At 72.4% G+C, this 17,702-nt stretch carries 17 protein-coding genes; 1 reads left to right on the forward strand and 16 read right to left on the reverse strand.

Translation table 11 applies throughout. The features are described from left to right. From AB0C59_RS03650 to AB0C59_RS03700, 11 genes are all read right to left on the reverse strand, one after another. Positions 1-120: iron-sulfur cluster assembly protein (locus AB0C59_RS03650; protein ID WP_363001236.1), on the reverse strand; the 120-nt coding region annotated here is incomplete at its 3' end. Between the two features lie 5 nt (positions 121-125). Next, positions 126-1,823, reverse strand: coding sequence for an NAD(P)/FAD-dependent oxidoreductase (locus tag AB0C59_RS03655; protein ID WP_363000636.1), 1,698 nt, complete (start codon positions 1,821-1,823; stop codon positions 126-128). 47 nt (positions 1,824-1,870) lie between these two features. Further along, entirely contained in the window at positions 1,871-2,659 is a 789-nt protein-coding gene (locus tag AB0C59_RS03660; protein WP_363000638.1) for a carbon-nitrogen hydrolase family protein, read from the reverse strand. A gap of 206 nt (positions 2,660-2,865) precedes the next feature. Continuing rightward, positions 2,866-3,246 (reverse strand): DUF742 domain-containing protein, encoded by a 381-nt coding sequence (locus tag AB0C59_RS03665; protein ID WP_363000640.1) that lies wholly within the window; start codon positions 3,244-3,246, stop codon positions 2,866-2,868. Between the two features lie 7 nt (positions 3,247-3,253). Beyond that, positions 3,254-3,703: a roadblock/LC7 domain-containing protein gene (locus AB0C59_RS03670; RefSeq protein ID WP_363000642.1), complete on the reverse strand. Its 450-nt coding sequence runs from the start codon at positions 3,701-3,703 to the stop codon at positions 3,254-3,256. Then, positions 3,693-6,206: an ATP-binding protein gene (locus tag AB0C59_RS03675; RefSeq protein ID WP_363000644.1), complete on the reverse strand. Its 2,514-nt coding sequence runs from the start codon at positions 6,204-6,206 to the stop codon at positions 3,693-3,695. Before AB0C59_RS03675 ends, AB0C59_RS03670 begins: the two co-directional genes overlap by 11 nt. A gap of 185 nt (positions 6,207-6,391) precedes the next feature. Then, positions 6,392-7,876, reverse strand: a complete 1,485-nt coding sequence (locus AB0C59_RS03680; RefSeq protein WP_363000646.1) for an HAD-IA family hydrolase — start codon at positions 7,874-7,876, stop codon at positions 6,392-6,394. A 43-nt stretch (positions 7,877-7,919) separates the two neighbouring features. After that, positions 7,920-8,972 carry an ABC transporter ATP-binding protein gene (locus tag AB0C59_RS03685; protein ID WP_363000648.1) on the reverse strand — a complete coding sequence of 351 codons (1,053 nt, stop codon included), beginning with the start codon at positions 8,970-8,972 and terminating at the stop codon, positions 7,920-7,922. A 5-nt stretch (positions 8,973-8,977) separates the two neighbouring features. Then, entirely contained in the window at positions 8,978-9,802 is an 825-nt protein-coding gene (locus AB0C59_RS03690) for an ABC transporter permease subunit (RefSeq protein WP_363000650.1), read from the reverse strand. Then, positions 9,790-10,692 carry an ABC transporter permease subunit gene (locus AB0C59_RS03695; RefSeq protein WP_363000652.1) on the reverse strand — a complete coding sequence of 301 codons (903 nt, stop codon included), beginning with the start codon at positions 10,690-10,692 and terminating at the stop codon, positions 9,790-9,792. Before AB0C59_RS03695 ends, AB0C59_RS03690 begins: the two co-directional genes overlap by 13 nt. Further along, complete coding sequence (locus AB0C59_RS03700; protein WP_363000654.1) at positions 10,689-11,843, reverse strand: extracellular solute-binding protein; 1,155 nt, start codon at positions 11,841-11,843, stop codon at positions 10,689-10,691. Before AB0C59_RS03700 ends, AB0C59_RS03695 begins: the two co-directional genes overlap by 4 nt. Positions 11,844-12,056: 213 nt before the next feature. Between AB0C59_RS03700 and AB0C59_RS03705 the strand changes: the two genes are divergently transcribed. Continuing rightward, positions 12,057-12,797: a GntR family transcriptional regulator gene (locus AB0C59_RS03705; protein ID WP_363000656.1), complete on the forward strand. Its 741-nt coding sequence runs from the start codon at positions 12,057-12,059 to the stop codon at positions 12,795-12,797. Positions 12,798-12,849: 52 nt separating this feature from the next. On the opposite strand, the gene AB0C59_RS03710 is transcribed toward AB0C59_RS03705, so the two are convergent. From AB0C59_RS03710 to rpe, 5 genes are all read right to left on the reverse strand, one after another. After that, positions 12,850-13,302, reverse strand: coding sequence for an Lrp/AsnC family transcriptional regulator (locus tag AB0C59_RS03710; protein ID WP_360976047.1), 453 nt, complete (start codon positions 13,300-13,302; stop codon positions 12,850-12,852). A gap of 232 nt (positions 13,303-13,534) precedes the next feature. Beyond that, a complete protein-coding gene (locus AB0C59_RS03715) occupies positions 13,535-14,977 on the reverse strand; it encodes a GuaB1 family IMP dehydrogenase-related protein (protein WP_363000658.1) in 1,443 nt (480 codons plus the stop codon). A gap of 106 nt (positions 14,978-15,083) precedes the next feature. Then, the gene (locus AB0C59_RS03720; RefSeq protein WP_363000660.1) at positions 15,084-15,437 is read right to left on the reverse strand and encodes a barstar family protein; all 354 of its coding nucleotides are present in this window, start codon (positions 15,435-15,437) and stop codon (positions 15,084-15,086) included. A gap of 344 nt (positions 15,438-15,781) precedes the next feature. Next, the gene (locus AB0C59_RS03725) at positions 15,782-16,825 is read right to left on the reverse strand and encodes a sugar-binding domain-containing protein (protein ID WP_363001238.1); all 1,044 of its coding nucleotides are present in this window, start codon (positions 16,823-16,825) and stop codon (positions 15,782-15,784) included. A gap of 78 nt (positions 16,826-16,903) precedes the next feature. Then, positions 16,904-17,590: a ribulose-phosphate 3-epimerase gene (gene rpe / locus AB0C59_RS03730; protein ID WP_363000662.1), complete on the reverse strand. Its 687-nt coding sequence runs from the start codon at positions 17,588-17,590 to the stop codon at positions 16,904-16,906. Positions 17,591-17,702: the final 112 nt, after the last annotated feature.

Consider the following 17,702-nt stretch of genomic DNA (forward strand, 5'->3'; position numbering starts at 1 on the left):
ACCGATCTCCACCGACTTGACCATCCCCAGCTCGGTGATGGGCCGCTGGATCTCGGGGTCGTTCACCGTCGCCAGTGCTTCGGTCGACCGGTGCCCGCCCCGTTCGCGGTTCCTCGGGATCCCGCTCAGTCCTCGGGAAGCTCCACCGGCGCGATCTCGTCGTAGACGTCGCCGGGACCGGGGTTGACCGGGTCGCTCGCGCCGCCGAAGTGGTGCATGACGCCCCACACGGCGTTGAGCGCGGTCTGGATGGCGCCCTCGGCCCAGCCGGCCGTCCAGGAGATGTCGTCGCCGGCGAGGAAGATGCCCCGCTTGTCGGCGGGCAGCCGGTCCTGCATGAAGTGGGTGAACAGGCGGCGCTGGTAGCGGTAGTGGCCGGGCAGGTTCGCCTTGAACGCGCCCATGAAGTAGGGCTCGTTCTCCCAGGAGACCGTGACCGGGTTGCCGATGACGTGCTTCCTGATGTCGACCTTCGGGTAGATCTCCCCGAGCGACTTGAGCATGACCTCCATCCGCTCGTTCGCGGACAGCGGCAGCCACTTCAGGCTGTCGTCGCACCAGGTGTAGGAGAGGCAGATGACGGCGGGCCGGTCCGGGCCGTCGTCCAGCAGATAGGTGCCGCGCGTCATGCGGTCGGTGAGCGTCATCGACATGACGTCCCGGCCGGTCTCCTCGTCCTTGTCCAGCCAGAAGGGCCGGTCGACGGGGACGAACAGCTTGCTGGACTCCATGTAGTGGGTGCGCTCGATCGCCGTCCAGTGGTCGATCGGGAACAGCTCGTCGGAGCAGTCGATCTTGGAGAGCAGCATCCAGGACTGGGCGGTGAAGATCGCCGCAGGGTAGGTGCGGATGTCGCCGTTCGCGTCGGTGACGGTGATCGCGTTGCCGGCGGTGCGGTGCAGGCGGGTCACCGCCGGGCGCGGCGCGCCGCCCTCGTGCAGGGAGCTCAGGGACGTCCCGTACGGCCAGTGGACGATCTTCTGGGGCTCACGCTCCCACAGGCGCAGCGGCAGCTGCTGGGAGCCGCCGACGATGCCGCGGTGGTGGTCGTCGGCCTCGGTGTAGACGACGCGCAGGATCTCCAGGATGGAGTTGGGGAAGTCGGTGTCCCAGCCGCCGGTGCCGAAGCCGACCTGGCCGAAGATCTCGCGGTGGCGGAAGGACTTGAAGGCGTCCGAGTCGCACAGGAAGCCGTAGAAGGTCTGGTTGTCCAGCTTCTCGACCAGGCGTGACCAGATCTCGCGGATGCGCGGCACGTCGCGCTCGCGCAGGGCGCGGTTCATGTCGGAGAAGTCCGCGCCCTCCTCCAGGCAGGAGTTCCAGGCCTCGGCCACGTCCCTGTAGACCTGCGGCAGGTCGTCCACCGTCTCGGCGTAGTGGCTCTCGCCCTTGAGGTCCACGACGGTCGAGGGGGTCGCCTCGGCCAACGGGTTGGGGAACGGGCTGGTCTCCAGGCCGACCAGGTCGATGTAGTGCTGGAGGGCGGTGGAGGACGGCGGGAAGCGCATGGCGCCCATCTCGGCGGTGAGGGCGGGGTCGCAGCCCTCGAAGCCGACGGTGCGCAGCCGGCCGCCGATCTGGTCGGCCTCGTAGACGACGGGCTTGAGGCCCATCTTCATCAGCTCGTACGCCGCCACGACGCCGGACAGGCCGCCGCCGATCACCGCGACCTCGGCGCCGTGCTCGGTCGCGGGTATCTGCCCGAGGCCCGCCGGGTGGGCGAGGAAGTCGTCGTAGGCGTAGGGGAAGTCCGGCCCGAACATGGTGATCGGCGGCTGCTGCCCGTCGGTGTGCTGGACGGCGTTGGGCACCGTGGACGTCATGGGGTACGGACTCCTTGCGCGGGGGAACTCGGTGAGGCTCGGGGGGGTCAGACGAGGGACCCGTACAGACCGGGGCGGCGGTCCTTCAGGTACGGGTTCGCCTCGCGTGAGGCGGCGAGGTGGGCGGGGTCGACGTCGGCGAGGACGGTCTCCTCCACCCGGCCCGCGCGGGTGCGGGCGATCCCGTCGGGACCGGCGAGGGTGGAGAGCCCGACGAACTCGAACTCCCCTTCGGGGCCGACGCGGTTGACGTACGCGATGTACATCTGGTTCTCGAAGGCCCGCACCGGGACGAGGGACTCGGCGACGAACTGGAACGGGTGCATCTGCGCGGTCGGGACCAGCAGGAGGTCGGTGCCGGCCAGGGCGTGGGCGCGGACGTTCTCCGGGAACTCGACGTCGTAGCAGATCATCAGGCCGACGCGGAGGCCGTTCAGGTCGGCCTGGACCACCGGCTGCTCGCCCGGGGTGAAGTGGTCGCGCTCGAAGCAGCCGAAGAGATGGGTCTTGCGGTAGTTCGCGAGACGGGTCCCGTCGGCCGAGATCAGCTGGACGGAGTTGAAGACGCTCGCGCCGTCGCGCTCGGGATAGCCGTAGGCGAGGGCGAGGCCGTGCCGCCGGGCGATGTCGGCGATCGCGTCGGCGCCGTCCCCGTCGGCGGGCTCGGCGAGCGCGGCGATGTCGTCGCCGATCGCGTACCCGGTGAGGAACATCTCCGGCGTGACCAGGAGCCCGGCGCCCGCGGCGGCCGCACGGCCCGCGGCGGCGTCGAGGACCGTGAGGTTCTCGGCGACGGAGCCGGGGTGTCCGGAGCTTTGGAGCAGGGCGGTGCGCATGCTTGGTCTCCACCGGTACCGAAGGGGTTGGACGGCCCGGAAGGGGCCTGTTAGACGGTACGTTCGGCGGTCTTGGCCGAACAAGGAGGAGCCGTTGCGCGCGGGTGCGCGGTTCGTTGCGTCCGCGAGGGTCCAGGCGGCGATTCGTTGCACGCCGCCCCCTCCGCCCGCGTCACCGAGACGCAGGTCACAGGGGGTGTGGCGCCCTAGATCTCCCGCAGCCGCTCCATGATCTCCTGCAGCAGCCCGGGGTCGGCCACGGGTCCGCCCGCCGGGGACCGGCGCGGCGCGTCGACGCGCACCAGGCCCGCCTCGGCGAGGTCGCCGAGCAGGACGCGGACGACGGTCAGGGGCAGGTCGGCGTCCGCCGCGAGCTCCACGACCGGCCTCGGCCCGCGGCGCACGAGTTCCAGCAGGGCGGCGGCGGCATGGTCCAGGCCCTGCCGTCCGTCCTGCTCCTCCAGGGCGGTCACCTGGGACATCAGATCGATGATGTGCCGGTCCGAGGGCCGGGTGCGGCCGCGCGTGACGGTGTAGGGCCGCACCATCGACCCGGTCTCGTCCTCGTACCAGTGGTCGTCTGTCACCGGCGGATCAGAGGGCGCCCGGGTCCGCGGCCGAGCGGATGGCCGCGTCCATGTGGCGGCCGACGCGGCGCACCAGCAGTTCCATCTCGTGGGCGAGCTGGCCGACGTCGGTCTGCACCTCGCTCATCACGGCGAGCCTGCTCCCGTTGCCGGCCGGGGTGATGAACAGATAGGCGTCGTCCAGCATCACCATGGTCTGGCGCACCTGCCCGGCGCCGAACCGCTGCCCCGCCGAGTGCGCGAGGCTGTGGAAGCCCGAGCACACCGCGGCCAGATGCTCGATGTCCTTCCTGCGCATGCCCTCCGAGCAGCTCAGGGGGAGGCCGTCCGCGGTCAGCAGCACGGCCTGGCGGACGTGGTCGGTCCTCGCCACAAGGTCGTCGAGCAGCCAGCCGAGGTCCGTGCCGGGCGGCTGGGTGTCCTCGTCCCCGTACTCAGGGCTCTGGTCAGGGCGCATCGTCGGCGTCCGTCCCTTCCTCGGTGGTGGTTCGCTCCGTGGGGGTACCGGTCCGCTCGGCGGGCGCGGTGGTCGTGGGGACGCCCTTGCGGCCGCGGTCCAGGCCGCGCTGGAAGGCGCCGAAAATGTCCCGCATCTCCTCGGCGCTGGGCTCGCCGGCGCTGTCGCGCGCGGGCGGGCCGGCGCCGGGTCGCGCGTCGGTGCGCAGTTCGGGGGCGAGGGAGGTCTGGCGGACGCGGACGGGCAGGGCGGGCGCGCCGGGGGCCGGGGCGGTACCGGCTCCCCGCTCGGCGGAGCGGGGGTGCACGGTGTCCGGTGTGCGGCCGTGCCCGGGGTCCTTCGCGGATCCGACCGGCTTCACGTCCTCCATGTCCCTGGCGGGGACCGCCGTCAGGCGCCCGTGCTCCCGCCCGTCCTCCCGGGGCGCCCCGCTCGACGGAGACCGCGACGGGGTGGGCGCCGCGGCCGGCAGTGGCGTCCTGCGGCGCAGCGGGAGCGCGTGGACCGGTGCGTGGCCCGGCGCGGCGGCTGGTGCGTGGTCGCGCGATTGGTCCGGCGCGTCGCCCGGTGCGTGGTCCTGCCGCGCCGAAGGCTCCACGTCGGCGAGCACCGCCTGCGGCAGCAGCACGACCGCGGTCGTACCGCCGTAGGGAGAGCGGCACAGGGTGACCCGGATGCCGTGCCGGGCGGCGAGCCGTCCCACCACGTACAGCCCGAGCCGGTCGTGCCGCGTCGGGTCGAAGTCGTCCGGCGAGGTGAGGGTGCGGTGGGCCTCGTCGATCTCCTCGGCGTTCAGGCCGAGCCCCCGGTCGTCGATCTCCAGGACGAAGCCGCCGTGGGCGCTGCCGGTGCGCAGGGTGACCTGGGTGTGCGGCGGCGAGAACACCGCCGCGTTCTCGACGAGTTCGGCGATCAGGTGCACGATGTCGGCGACGACGTCCGCGGCGACACCCACCTGCGGCATCGGCGGGACCACGACCCGCGCGTAGTCCTCGATCTCGCCGACCGCGGAACTCACCACGTCGGCCAGGGGCACGGGGCGCCGCCATCTGCGGCCGGGTGCCGCGCCCGAGAGGATGATCAGGCTTTCCGCGTGGCGGCGCATACGGGTGGTCAGATGGTCGATCCGGAACAGTTCCTGGAGGATGTCCGGGTCGTCCGTGCGCCGCTCCAGCATGTCGACCAGCTTGAGCTGGCGGTGCACGAGCGCCTGGTTGCGCCGGGCGATGTTGAGGAGCACCGCGAACAGCCCGCGGCGCAGAGTGGCCTGCTTCACGGCGGCCTCGACCGCGGCAAGGCGTGCGGCGTTGAAGGACCGGCCGACCTGCCCGATCTCGTCGTAGCCCGCTTCGGCGTCGGCCAGGGGTGGCGCCGCGGTCAGGGCGTCCACCTCCTCTCCGGCGCTCAGCCGTTCCATCACGTCCGGCAACTGACGTGTGCTCAGCACGTCGGCGGCGTCCCGGAGCGACTCCAGCCGGCGCGAGATGCGCCGGGCGCCACGGACCGAGAACCACAGCGACAGGCCCACGGCGGCCAGTCCGAGCACGCCGACGACGGCCGCCTTCGTCAGTTCACGGTAGGCGAAGGCCCGTCCTCGTGCGGCGGAGTTCTTCGCCGACTGCGTGCACAGCAGCATGTACTGCTTGACCGCACGGTCGGTGGTGGTGCGCCACGAACCGGCCGCGACGGCCCGGCCCGCGCCGTCGGCGCCGGCCCGCAGCAGGGCGTCCTCGCCGTCGGTCAGGGCCCGGTGGACCGAGCCGCGCTGGAAGTCCTCGAAGAGGGTACGCGAGTCGGTGGGCAGCGAGGGCACATAGGTCCGCTCGAAGACGCGCCGGTCCTCGATCGTCGCCGTCAGGGCGTCGTACTGGGCGTCCGACACCCGTCCGGCCGCCCGCGCGCCGGCGACGAGGGCGTCCTCGCGCGAGACGAACTCCCGTACCCGCACCAGCTCGCTGACCACCTGCGCCTCGCGGGCCAGCTGGCCGGCCTGGAGGGCGGTGAGCGCGGACTGCACGGCGAAGCCCGGTTCCACGAGGGTGCTGTACTCGGCGACCGCCCGGTCGAAGGAGATGTCACGGGACAGGACGCGCTGCCGCAGCCCCTCCAGCCCGTCGGTGGCGGTCAGGACGGAGTCCAGCACCTGCCGCTGGCGGACGGTCAGCCGGCCGCGATCCCCGTCGCGGATCGCCTCGCGCATGGAGGCCACGGCCCGGTCGGTGCGGCGTTCCTGCTCCAGCAGGGCGACGGGGGCTCCCGAGCTCCTGGGTCCGCCCAGGTAGGCGGCGGCCTGGCGTCGTTCGATCTGGATCTGCCCGACCGCCGCGTCCACGGGTGAGGCGAAGTCCACGTACACGCCCTGGACCCGGATGAGCGCGCGGACCTCGCCGGTGACGGACACCATGGCGAAGCTCCACATCGTCATCAGCGCGACCGCCGGGGCGAGCGTGAGCGCCACGATCCGCGCGCGGACCGTGGTGGGACGACCGAAGAACCGGCGCATGAACTCCCCAGGGCGGCAGGACGATCGGGTGGCTGGGGCGGGCATTGACCAGGCGTTCGACCAGGCATCGACCACCCGCAGGGATTACCCGCTGGTAGCGAGATCGCACAACCTACGGGATGACGTGCGACGATCGCAACGGTTGCCCCCGGTAACCCCCGGGCCGGCCGGCTCAGGACGGGGCGTCAGACGGCGTCCGCCGGCTGTCGCGTGCGCGGCACGGCGAACGTGGTGACGACCGCGGCGTGGTCCGAGGGCCAGTCGTTGCCGCTGACGTGGGGCCAGGGCCGCGGGGTCCCGCTGACGTGGGTGCGCGCGTCGAGCACCGTGAGGCCCTGGTGCAGGACGTAGTCGATACGGTCCTGCGGCTCCGGGCGTCCGCTGCCGTCCTCGTGCACCGGGTGGATCGGGGACCAGGTGGGGCCCGGGTCGGCGAGGGGGTCCGGGTGCGCCTCGCGGTAGGAGTCGCGCAGCCCCGCCTCCTCGGCCGCCTTCGTCACGGGCCAGGCGACCTCGGGCCAGTCCAGGTGGGAGGGGCAGTTGAAGTCGCCGGTGAGGACGACGGGGACGTGGTCGTCGCGCGTCGCGCCGATCCGCGTGAGGGTGTCCCGCATCTCGGTGAGCCGTCTGTCCTCGTGGGCGATCAGCCGCGCCGGGGGCAGCCCGTCGAAGGCCGATTCGTAGGGCCCGTAGGGCGTGTAGTGCAGGTGCGCCGTCCAGACGTCGACCTCGTGGCCGGCGCCGACCCGGATCCGTACGCCCGCCGCCCCGTGGAAGCCCACGTCCGGATCGCCGAAGCGGGCGGTGATCGGATGGCGGCTGATCACCCCCAGGTTCTCCCCGGCCCGGTGGTGGTGCCAGCCGAGCGCCTCGGCGAGCTCCCCGGCCGCGGTGCCGCCCGTCTCCTGGAGGCCCACCACGTCGGCGCCGGTCTCCAGGATCGCCTTGAGCTGCTTGGCCCGGTGCTCGTCCACCTCGCTGCCGCCGAGCCACAGGTTCCAGCTCATCACCTTCAGTGCGTACGGCAGCAGGGCGGCCAGGGTCGCGGGCGTGACCCCTTCCAGACTGTCCCGCACGGTCCGCCCCGGCGCCGCCTCGATCGGCGCGAGGGAGGGGACGGCGAGCAGGGCGCAGCCCGCGGCCTCGGCCGAGGCCACCCCCGTCAGGGTGTCCTCGACGGCGACGCAGGCGGCCGGGTCGACCCGCAGGGCGCGGCAGGCGGCCAGGTACGGATCGGGGGCCGGCTTGGTGTGCGGGGTGTCGTCCGCGGTGACGGTGACCGCGAAGCGCTCCGGCCCCAGGGCGTCGAGGACGGTGTCGGCGACCGACCTCGGGGAGGCGGTGACGAGCGCGGTGGGCACGCCCTCGCGCGCGAGGGCGTCGAGCAGGTCCAGCGCTCCCGGGCGGGGCACGATGCCGTCGCGCACCCGGTCGGCGAACTCGCGGTGCAGGTCGGCGGCGACGTCCTCGGCCGCGGCCCCGGTGACCCCGGCCAGCCAGGCGGCCGTGTGCTCGACGGGGCGGCCGAGCACCTCGGGCTGGTCCCGCTCGGTCAGGGTGCCGCCGAGCCGGCCGGCGACCCGCTCCACCGCCTCCCACCACAGCCGCTCGGTGTCCACGAGCGTGCCGTCCATGTCGAACAGGACAGCCTGAAGAGGCAGTTGAGTCACGGTTGTCTCTTTCATGGGGGGAGATCGAGGGAAGCGGGCGAGGTCAGCGGGCGCGCTCGGCGACCAGCACCGGGCGGGGCGGCAACGTCACCGTCACCATGGCGCCGGCGGCCAGGCCGGACGCCTCGTGGGCCGGCAGGTCGGCCTTGACCTCGGTCGCGTCGGCGAGGCGTACCGTCAACCGGACGCTCGCGCCGAGGAACGCCGTGGCGACCACGCGTGCGTCGCCCTTCTCGTCGGCGCTCACCCGGACGGCCTCGGGACGCACCAGCACGTCCACCTCGGTCGCGTCGGGCGTCCGCCCGTCGACGGGCAGCTTCTGTCCGAGCACCTCCACGGAGCCCGAGGCCAGGCAGCCGGGGACGCGGCTCATCGTGCCGACGAACTCGGCGACGAAGGCGGTGGCCGGGCGGCCGTACAGATCGGCGGGGGCCGCGCACTGCTCCAGCCTCCCGGCGCGCATCACCGCGACACGGTCCGCCATGGACAGGGCCTCCTCCTGGTCGTGGGTGACGAACAGGGTGGTGATGCCGAGTTCCTGCTGGAGCCGCCGGATCTCCTCGCGCAGCGTCAGGCGCACCTTGGCGTCGAGCGCGGACAGCGGTTCGTCCAGCAGCAGCACGCGCGGGCGCAGGGCCAGGGCGCGGGCCAGGGCCACCCGCTGCTGCTGCCCGCCGGAGAGCTGGTGGGGGTAGCGCGCGCCCTTGTCGCCGAGTCCGACCAGGTCGAGCAGTTCGGCGGCGCGGGTGCGGCGTTCGGCCGTGCCCACCTTGCGCATGCGCAGCCCGAACGCGACGTTGTCGAGGACGCTCAGGTGCGGGAAGAGGCTGTACGACTGGAAGACCATTCCGGCGTCGCGGCGGTGTGCCGGGACCCGGGTGACGTCCTCGCCGTCCACGAGCACCTCACCGGAGTCGGGGTGTTCGAACCCGGCGAGCATGCGCAGCGCGGTGGTCTTGCCGCAGCCGGACGGGCCGAGCAGGGCGAGGAGTTCTCCGGGCCGGGCGGTCAGGTCGAGTCCGTCGAGCGCGAGGGTCGGGCCGAACTCCCTGCGCAGTCCGCGGAATTCGACGGTGGCGGCCTTGTCGAGGGTCATGTGGGTCATCCCTTGGCGGCGGTACGGGAGGTGATACGGGAGCGTCCGCCGAAGGTGGCGAGCGACAGGAGCAGGGCCCAGGTGACGAGCAGGCTGAGCACGGAGACGGCGACGGACAGCTGGGCCTGCTCGCCGCCGATGCTGTAGATCCACACGGCGAAGGGGGTGAATCCGAGCAGCTGCGCGACGGTGAACTCGCCGAGGACCAGGGCCAGGGTGAGGAACGAGGCGTTCAGCAGGGCGGCACGCAGATTGGGCAGCACGGCCTGGACCAGCGCCCTGGGCCAGCTCGCCCCGCAGCTGCGGGCCGCCTCGACCAGGGTGCGCACGTCGATGGCGCGCAGTCCGGCGTCCAGGGCCCGGTGCACGAACGGCAGTGCCATCACGACGTAGGCGAGGACCAGCACGAACGGGAAGTCCGGGTTCTGGATCGCCACGAACGTCTGGAACAGCGGTGTGCGGGACAGGTGGTCGGGGCCCCACTTGAGCACGGTGGACAGCCCCGCGACGAAGGCGATCGGCGGGACGACCAGGGGCAGGGAGCAGACCACCTCCACGACCGGACGCAGCTTCGGCGCGCCGAGCCGCAGCGCGACCATGGCCGGCACCATCAGCAGCAGGACCAGGGCGATGGTCGCGGCGGCCAGCTCCAGCGAGAGCAGCAGGCTGGCGGTGAAGCCGGAGGTGGAGACGATCTTGGTGTAGGCGTCGAAGGTGACGCCCTGGCCGGGCACGTCCAGCGTGAAGATCACGGAGGCTGCGAGCGGGACCAGGAAGTACAGGCCGGCGAAGGCCCAGACGGCCCAGCGCCACAGGTTCAGGCGAGCCATCGGGTGCTCCGTCGTTGCAGGGGCAGGTACACGGCCATGACCAGGCCCGCGACAAGGACCATGTCGAGGCTGAGCGCGAGTGCCACGTGCTCCTGCCCGACCAGGACGTTGCCGCCGAGGGCGTCGGCGATCTGCAGGGTGACCAGCGGGACGGCGCTGCCGACCATGGCCGCGGCGGTGGCGTACGCGGCGAACGCGCTGCCGAACAGCAGCACGAACCCGCCGAGCAGCGAGGGCAGCAGCACGGGCAGGGCCACGTGCCGCCAGTACTGGAAGGCGGTGGCGCCGTTGTTCTGCGCGGCCTCGCGCCACTGGACGCGCAGGCCCTCCAGCGCGGGGGTGATGGTGAGGACCATCAGCGGGATCAGGAAGTACAGGTAGACGATCACCAGGCCCCAGAAGCTGTAGAGGTTCCAGCCCTTGTCCTGGAGCCCCAGGTGCCGGGTCACCACGCCGGAGTTGCCCAGGGTGGCGACGAAGGCGAACGCGAGGGGGACGCCGCCGAAGTTGGCGAGGACCCCGGACGCCGTCAGCACGGCCTCGCGCACGGCCCGGAAGCGGGAGGTGACCACGGCCTGCGCGAGCAGCAGGCCGAAGACGGTACCGATCAGTGCGGAGAGGGCGGACAGCTTGATGCTGCCGGCCAGCGCCGTCAGATAGGCGCCGTGCAGGGAGTCGGTCAGGTTGGCCGTGGTGTACGAGGTGGCGCCGGTCGCCTGGTCCGTGGCGGTGAAGGCGCCGTTGAGCATGGCGAGGGCGGGGACGCCGAAGGCGATCGCCGTGAACGCCAGCAGCGGGAGGACGGCGAGCGCGCCGAACGAACGGCGGCGCCGCCGCTGCTGCGGGGCAGCGGCGGACGCCGGTTCGGCCTCGGTGAGGACGGCGGTCATCCGGAGACGGCCTTGCCCCAGCCCTGCGTCAGGACCGCGCTCGCCTTGTCCTGCTGGGCCTTGGTCGGGAACGAGGGGGTGCCGCTGACCTGCGGGAGGGCGGCGGCCGCGGTCTTGTCCAGCGTGCCGGCCCTGTCCAGGGCGGGCATCAGCACGGGGCGGGCGTGGCCCTGGAGCCAGAGGTTCTGGCCCTCGGTGCTGTACAGGTACTCCTCCCACAGGCGCGCGGCGGCCGGGTGGGGGGCGTTCTTGTTGATGGCCTGCGAGTAGTACTGGGCGTACTTGCCGTCGCTCGGGACGGCGATCTTCCAGTCCAGGCCCTTGGACTTGAACTCCTGCGAGTAGCCGGCGTTCAGGTAGTCCCAGTCGATGCTGATCGGGGTCTCGCCCTTCTCGACGGTGGCCGGCGTCGACTCGACGGGCGTGTAGTTGCCGCTCTTCTTCAGCTTGGCGAAGAAGTCGATGCCGGGCTGGATGTCGTCGAAGGAGCCGCCGTTCGCGATGGCCGCCGCGTAGACGCCGCCGAAGGCCGAACCGGACTTGGTCGGGTTGCCGTTGAGCGCGACCTGGCCCTTGTACTGGGGCTTGAGAAGGTCCTTGAACGTGGTCGGGCACTCCTTGACGCGCTTGGCGTCGCAGCCGATGGAGACGTAGCCGCCGTAGTCGTTGAACCAGCGGGCCTGCGGGTCCTTCTGCGTGGCGGGGATGTCGCCGTAGCCCGCCACCTTGTACGAGGCGAGCAGTCCCTGCTGGGCGGCGCTGGCGGTGAAGGAGCTGCCGATGTCCAGGACGTCGGGGGCGCGGTCCTGGCCCTTGCGGGAGGCGACGGCCTGGATCTCCTGCGAGCTGGTCCCGTCCGGGTTCTCGACCGTGACCTTGATGCCGTACTTCTTCTGGAAGCCGTCGAGCAGGGCGCCGTAGTTGGCCCAGTCGCGGGGCAGGGCGATCGCGTGCAGCGCGCCCTCCTTCTTGGCCGCCTTGACGAGGGCGTCGAGGCCGCCGAAGTCCGCGGCCGACGTCGCGGAGGCCGCGCTCTTGCCGTCCGCGGTGGTCGACTTGTCGTCGGGGGCGGCGCCACAGGCGCTGAGGGCGAGGGCGGCGACGACGAGGCCACCGGCGAGGGCGGCCGTTCTCGGCTGGAACACGGTCACGGTCTCTCCAGGAGTACGCATGAAGGCTCAGATGGGGAGGGAGGACTTGTCTGAACAAGTTGGCCCCAGTACGCCCGTCGTGGGTGACGTGTTCGTGAACGGAGGCGAAACCCTGACCACTACTTGCCTGCACATTCGCGATCGGTGCAGATCACGCTCAGGTCTCGATTACGCTGGCCAGACTGTGCACAGCTGTCAGACCAGAGGGGAAGCATGCCGGCCCGACATGAGGAGATCGCGGACGAGCTGCGACGCGCGATCGACCGCGAGGAGTACACAGTGGGCGCGCTGCTGCCCACCGAGACCGACCTCGCGTCCCACTACGGCGTCTCGCGGGGCACGGTCCGCCAGGCCGTCGCGGCCCTGACCGCCGAGGGACTCATCGGTTCGCGGCAGGGGGCGCGCCGTGTCGTCCTGGCCAGCCGCCGCAGCCAGAGCTTCGCCGAGCTGCGCAGCTTCGCGCAGTGGGCGCGGGCGATGGGCCGCGAGGCGACCGGGCACGTGGTGGCGCAGGAGTACCGGCCGGCCACCAAGGAGGACGCGGTGCGCCTCCAACTGCCCGCGGGCAGCCGGGTGCTGCACGTCCTGAGGGTGCGGGGGCTGGACGGCGAGCCGGTCCTGCTGGAGCGGACCGTGTACGCCGACTGGATCTCACCGGCCGTGGCGGCGATAGAGCCCGGCTGCGCCTCCGTCACCCAGCGGCTGTACGAGGACACGGGCCTGGTCTTCGCGTACGGGGAACACGTGATCGACGCGGTCTCGGCGGGCGCCCAGGACGCCGAACTGCTCGGGGTGCGCCGCACCAGCCCGCTGCTGCGGGTCCGCCGGGTCACGACCACGCGCGAAGGGCGCCCGGTGGAGTGGTCGGACGACCGCTACCGGTCGGACGCCGTCAGCTTCAGCGTGCGCAACTCGATCGGGAACAACGCGCTGGCGCGCAAGACGGCCGGGTGAGCCCAGGCCTAGGTGTATTGACCCGCAGGGTTGTTTACGCGGGTCAATACACCTAGGTCGGCGAACCCGACGAGAAGCGGCGCAGCAGCGGTGACAGGACGAGCACCGACTTGGTGCGCTCCACGAACGGCTCCCCGGCGATCCGCTCCAGGACCCGCTCGAAGTGGCGCATGTCGGAGGCGAAGACCTGGGCGACGGCGTCCGCCTCCCCGGTGACGGTGGAGGCGGCCACGACCTCCTGATAGCGCTCCAGGCCCCGCTGGATGGTCTCCGGAGAGGTGTTGCGCCGGCAGTAGATCTCCACGAACCCTTCCGTCTCCCAGCCGAGCGCGCCCGGATCCACCCGGACGGTGAACCCGGTGATGGCTCCGGTCGCGCGCAGCCGGTCCACGCGCCGCTTCACGGCGGGGGCGGAGAGGCCGATCATCTGCCCGATGTCCGCGTAGGAGCGGCGGGCGTCCTCGGCGAGGGCGTGGACGATGCGTTCGTCGAGATCGTTCAGCAAGGCGGGCGGTTCACTTCTCTGCGATGACCTGTGATGACTGCGGTCGGCCCGAACTCCACGGCGGCGGGCCGGGAGCGGCGGTGGCCATACAGGAAGTAGACCACGAGCGGGCGGCACGACCGCGCCGGTCCGTGTCCGGGCGGCCCGCGGCGGCCGCCCGGACACGGCCGTGGCCCCTGTTCGCCCCGAAGGGCGAACAGGGGCCACGGGGGCCACGACGGTGCGGGTCCGGTCAGCTCCAGCTGGCGTGCAGCGGCTTGCCCTCGGCGTAGCCCGCGGCGCTCTGGACGCCCACGACGGCCCGCTCGGCGAACTCCTGAAGGGAGTTCGCGCCCGCGTAGGTGCACGAGGAGCGGACGCCCGCGATGATCGAGTCGACCAGGTCCTCCACCCCGGGACGGTCCGGGTCCAGGAACATCCGGGAGGTCGAGATGCCCTCCTCGAACAGGGCCTTGCGGGCACGGTCGTACGCCGACTCCTCCGACGTCCGGTTGCGCACCGCGCGCGCCGACGCCATGCCGAAGGACTCCTTGTAGAGGCGGCCGTTCGCGTCCTGCTGGAGGTCGCCCGGAGACTCGTACGTGCCCGCGAACCAGGAGCCGATCATCACGTTGGACGCGCCGGCGGCCAGGGCCATCGCGACGTCGCGCGGGTGGCGGACACCGCCGTCGGCCCACACGTGCTTGCCGAACCTGCGCGCCTCCGCGGCGCACTCCAGGACGGCCGAGAACTGCGGGCGGCCCACGCCCGTCATCATGCGGGTGGTGCACATGGCGCCGGGACCGACCCCGACCTTGATGATGTCCGCGCCCGCCTCGACCAGATCGCGCACGCCCTCGGCGGCGACGATGTTGCCCGCCACGATCGGCACCTGCGGGTCCAGCGCCCGCACGGTCCTGATGGCGTTGAGCATCGTCTCCTGGTGGCCGTGCGCGGTGTCGATGACGAGCGTGTCGACGCCCGCGTCGAGCAACTGCTTGGCCCTGCCCGCGACATCGCCGTTGATGCCGACGGCGGCGGCGATCCGCAGCCTGCCGTCCGCGTCGGTGGCCGGGGTGTAGAGCGTGGCGCGCAGGGCGCCCTTGCGGGTGAGGATGCCGGCGAGCCTGCCGTCCTCGTCGACGGCGGGAGCGTAGCGGCGGTTGGCGGCGTCGAGGCGGTGGAAGGCCTCGCGCGGGTCGATTCCGGCGTCCAGGAGCAGCAGGTCCCGCGACATCACGACTTCGAGCTGGGTGAAGCGGTCCACGCCGGACAGGTCGGTGTCGGTCACCACGCCGACCGGGCGCTGCTCCTCGTCCACGACGACGCCGGCGTTGTGCGCGCGCTTGGGCAGCAGCGCCAGCGCGTCGGCGACGGTCTGGTGGGGGGCGAGCACGATCGGGGTGTCCAGCACCAGGTGGCGGCTCTTGACCCAGGAGATCACCTCGGTCACCACGTCGATCGGGATGTCCTGGGGAATGACGACCAGACCGCCGCGACGCGCCATCGTCTCCGCCATGCGACGGCCCGCGATGGCGGTCATGTTGGCCACGACCAGCGGGATGGTGGTGCCCGTGCCGTCCGGGGCGGCGAGGTCCACACCCTGGCGGGAGCCCACGGCGCTGCGCCTCGGCACCATGAAGACGTCGTCGTACGTCAGGTCGTACGCGGGCTGGATGTCATTGAGGAAACGCACGTGCTGCACATCCCAGTCGTTCAGAGGCGGCCCCCGGACAGGACAGCCAGGGGGAGAGCACGTACTTCATTCTCCCATGGCGCACCGCGTGCGGTCCCTGGACGGATCATCCAGGCAGGTCAGCGGGGTCCTCGTGGGATCCTCCAAGGACCAGGGCCACCGTGAGCGCCGGCATCCGGTCCATCGCGGCGGCGAACACCTCCCGGGCCGTCGCCCACTCCTCGGGCCGTGCCTTCGCCCACTGCTGCCAGCCCCGCACCACGATCAGCAGGCCCTTGTCCGCGGCACCGGGCGGCCAGACGGTGTGGTCGGTGAGCGAGTCGGCGAGGGCGTCCCAGTTGCGGCCGAACCAGCCCGGCAGGTTCAGGGCGACGACGATCCGCTCCATGAACGCGGCCTTGTCCACGGCGCCCTGGAGGTCCAGTGTGACCAGGCGTCCGTTGGCGAGGTCGTCGCGCATGTCAGTACCGCCCTGAACGAGTCGGAGGAGGCGCCCAGGCACCGGGCACGCGAGGGACGTACGGCCTCAGGATGGCACGGACGCCCGCGCCACGACGGCCCTGTGCACCAGGCGCGACGGCGGGGGAGCCGCCGCGCGTCCGCACGCGGGGCACCGCGGCGGCCCCGCGTGGCCGGAGGCAAACACCACAGCAGGCCCGTGCGGCCGGGCCGGGCACCTCCCGCGAAACGCCCGGCCGAATGCGGGAGCACCACGACAGACCCGCCCGGCCGGGCACGGTCACCGCGACGGACCCGCCCTGCCGGGGGCTGCCGTCGCGTCGGCCCCGCGGGGGCCGGGGGCGGTCACCCGTCCGGGTCCGCCCGGTGGAGGGCGGGCCCCGGCGCCGGTCCCGCCGTCAGGAGGGAGTCCGCCGCGGCCGTGTCCGTCACCAGGCTGGTGACGAGCCCGGACCGCAGCACCGCGTCGATCGCGGCGGCCTTGCGCTGTCCGCCCGCGATGGCCACGACCTCCGGGATGCGGCGCAGCTGGTCGGCCTTGACGGTGATGCACCGCTCCCCCAGGTCCCGTCCGACCCGGCGGCCCTCGGTGTCGAAGAGGTGCGCGGCCATCTCGGCGGCGACGCCGAGGGAGGCGTAGTGCGCCCGCTCGTCGTCGCTCAGCATGTCGTGCACCGTCGAGATGCCCGGCTCCCAGGAGCCGATGGAGACACAGGCGACCGTCACCTTGTCGAAGTACTCGAAGGCGCGGGCGATCCCCGTCTGGTTGCGCAGCGCCGCGGCCGTCGCCGCGTCCGGCAGCAGCATCGGCGCGTAGATGGGGTGGGCGTCACCGCCCGAGACCTGAGCCGCGCGGCGCACGGCCTCCACCGAGCCGCGCTCGGAGGTCCCGGCGTCGTAGACACCGGTCAGCTGCACCACCGTGCAGGGCGGCAGCCGGTCCAGGGCCGCCGCCATGTGGATGGTGGAGCGCCCCCAGGCCAGGCCCAGCACATCGCCCTCGGCGACCAGCTCGCCGAGCAGGTCGGCCGCCACCTCGCCGAGGTTCTCCGGGTCGGGCGACTCCTCGGCCGCCTCGGCCGGGGACTCGACCACGACGGCGTGCCTGAGGCCGTAGCGGGCGCGCAGCGCGTCGGAGCGCTCCGCGTCCAGCTCGGCCGGAACCCGGATCTCGATCCGCACGAGATCCCGTTCGAGAGCGGTCTCCAGGACCCGGGCCACTTTGAAGCGGCTGACGCCGAACTCCTCCGCGATCTGGATCTTGGACTTGCCCTCGAGATAGAAGCGACGGGCCATGGCCGCCGCCTGCACCAGCTCAGCGGGTCCCATCCGCATGGCTGACCGGCCCGCCGACATACCCGACACGGCCCTCTCCTCACTGCTGTTCACACTCTGCATTCGCCGTTCATCCTTGCAGATCCGGCGTGCTTGATCAGCCCGGACGGACGTCGTTCAGGTTCCGTTGTCTCAGTCGTCGCACGCCCATGACGCTCGGGACGTGGCCCGCTCCGCCTGGGTACGCAGTGCCCGGACCGCCGCGGACGGGTCCGCGGCCCCGTACACGGCCGAGCCGGCGACGAAGACGTCCGCTCCCGCCTCCGCGCACTGTTCGATGGTGGAGGCCGAGACTCCGCCGTCGACCTGGAGCCACAGTTCGAGGCCGTGCTTGCTGATGAGCTCGCGGGTGCGGCGGATCTTCGGCAGCATGATGTCCAGGAAGGCCTGCCCGCCGAAGCCGGGCTCGACCGTCATGATCAGCAGCATGTCCAGCTCGGGCAGCAGGTCCTCGTACGGCTCGATGGGGGTCGCGGGCTTCAGGGCCATGGAGGCGCGGGCGCCCTTGGCCCGGATCTCACGGGCGAGGCGCACCGGCGCGGCGGCCGCCTCGACGTGGAAGGTGACGGATCCGGCGCCCGCCTCGACGTACTGCGGTGCCCACCGGTCGGCGTCCTCGATCATCAGATGGCAGTCCAGCGGGGTGTCCGTGGCACGGGCCAGCGACTCCACGACCGGCACGCCGAGCGTGAGGTTCGGGACGAAGTGGTTGTCCATGACGTCGACGTGGAGCCAGTCGGCGCCCTCGACCGCCTTCGCCTCCTCGGCGAGGCGGGCGAAGTCCGCGGACAGGATGCTGGGGTTGATCTGCACGGCCATGACCCAAGCCTGCCATGCCCGGGGCCGGTTGTTGCCCCCGGTCCGCCCCCTGGACCGCCGGGTACCCGCCGGGGAGGCCGTCGAAGGGCGTTCCCGGACCCGCCGGGGCCCC

This window comes from Streptomyces sp. NPDC048664 (genome assembly GCF_040650555.1).
In the GTDB taxonomy this organism is placed as follows: Bacteria; Actinomycetota; Actinomycetes; order Streptomycetales; family Streptomycetaceae; genus Streptomyces.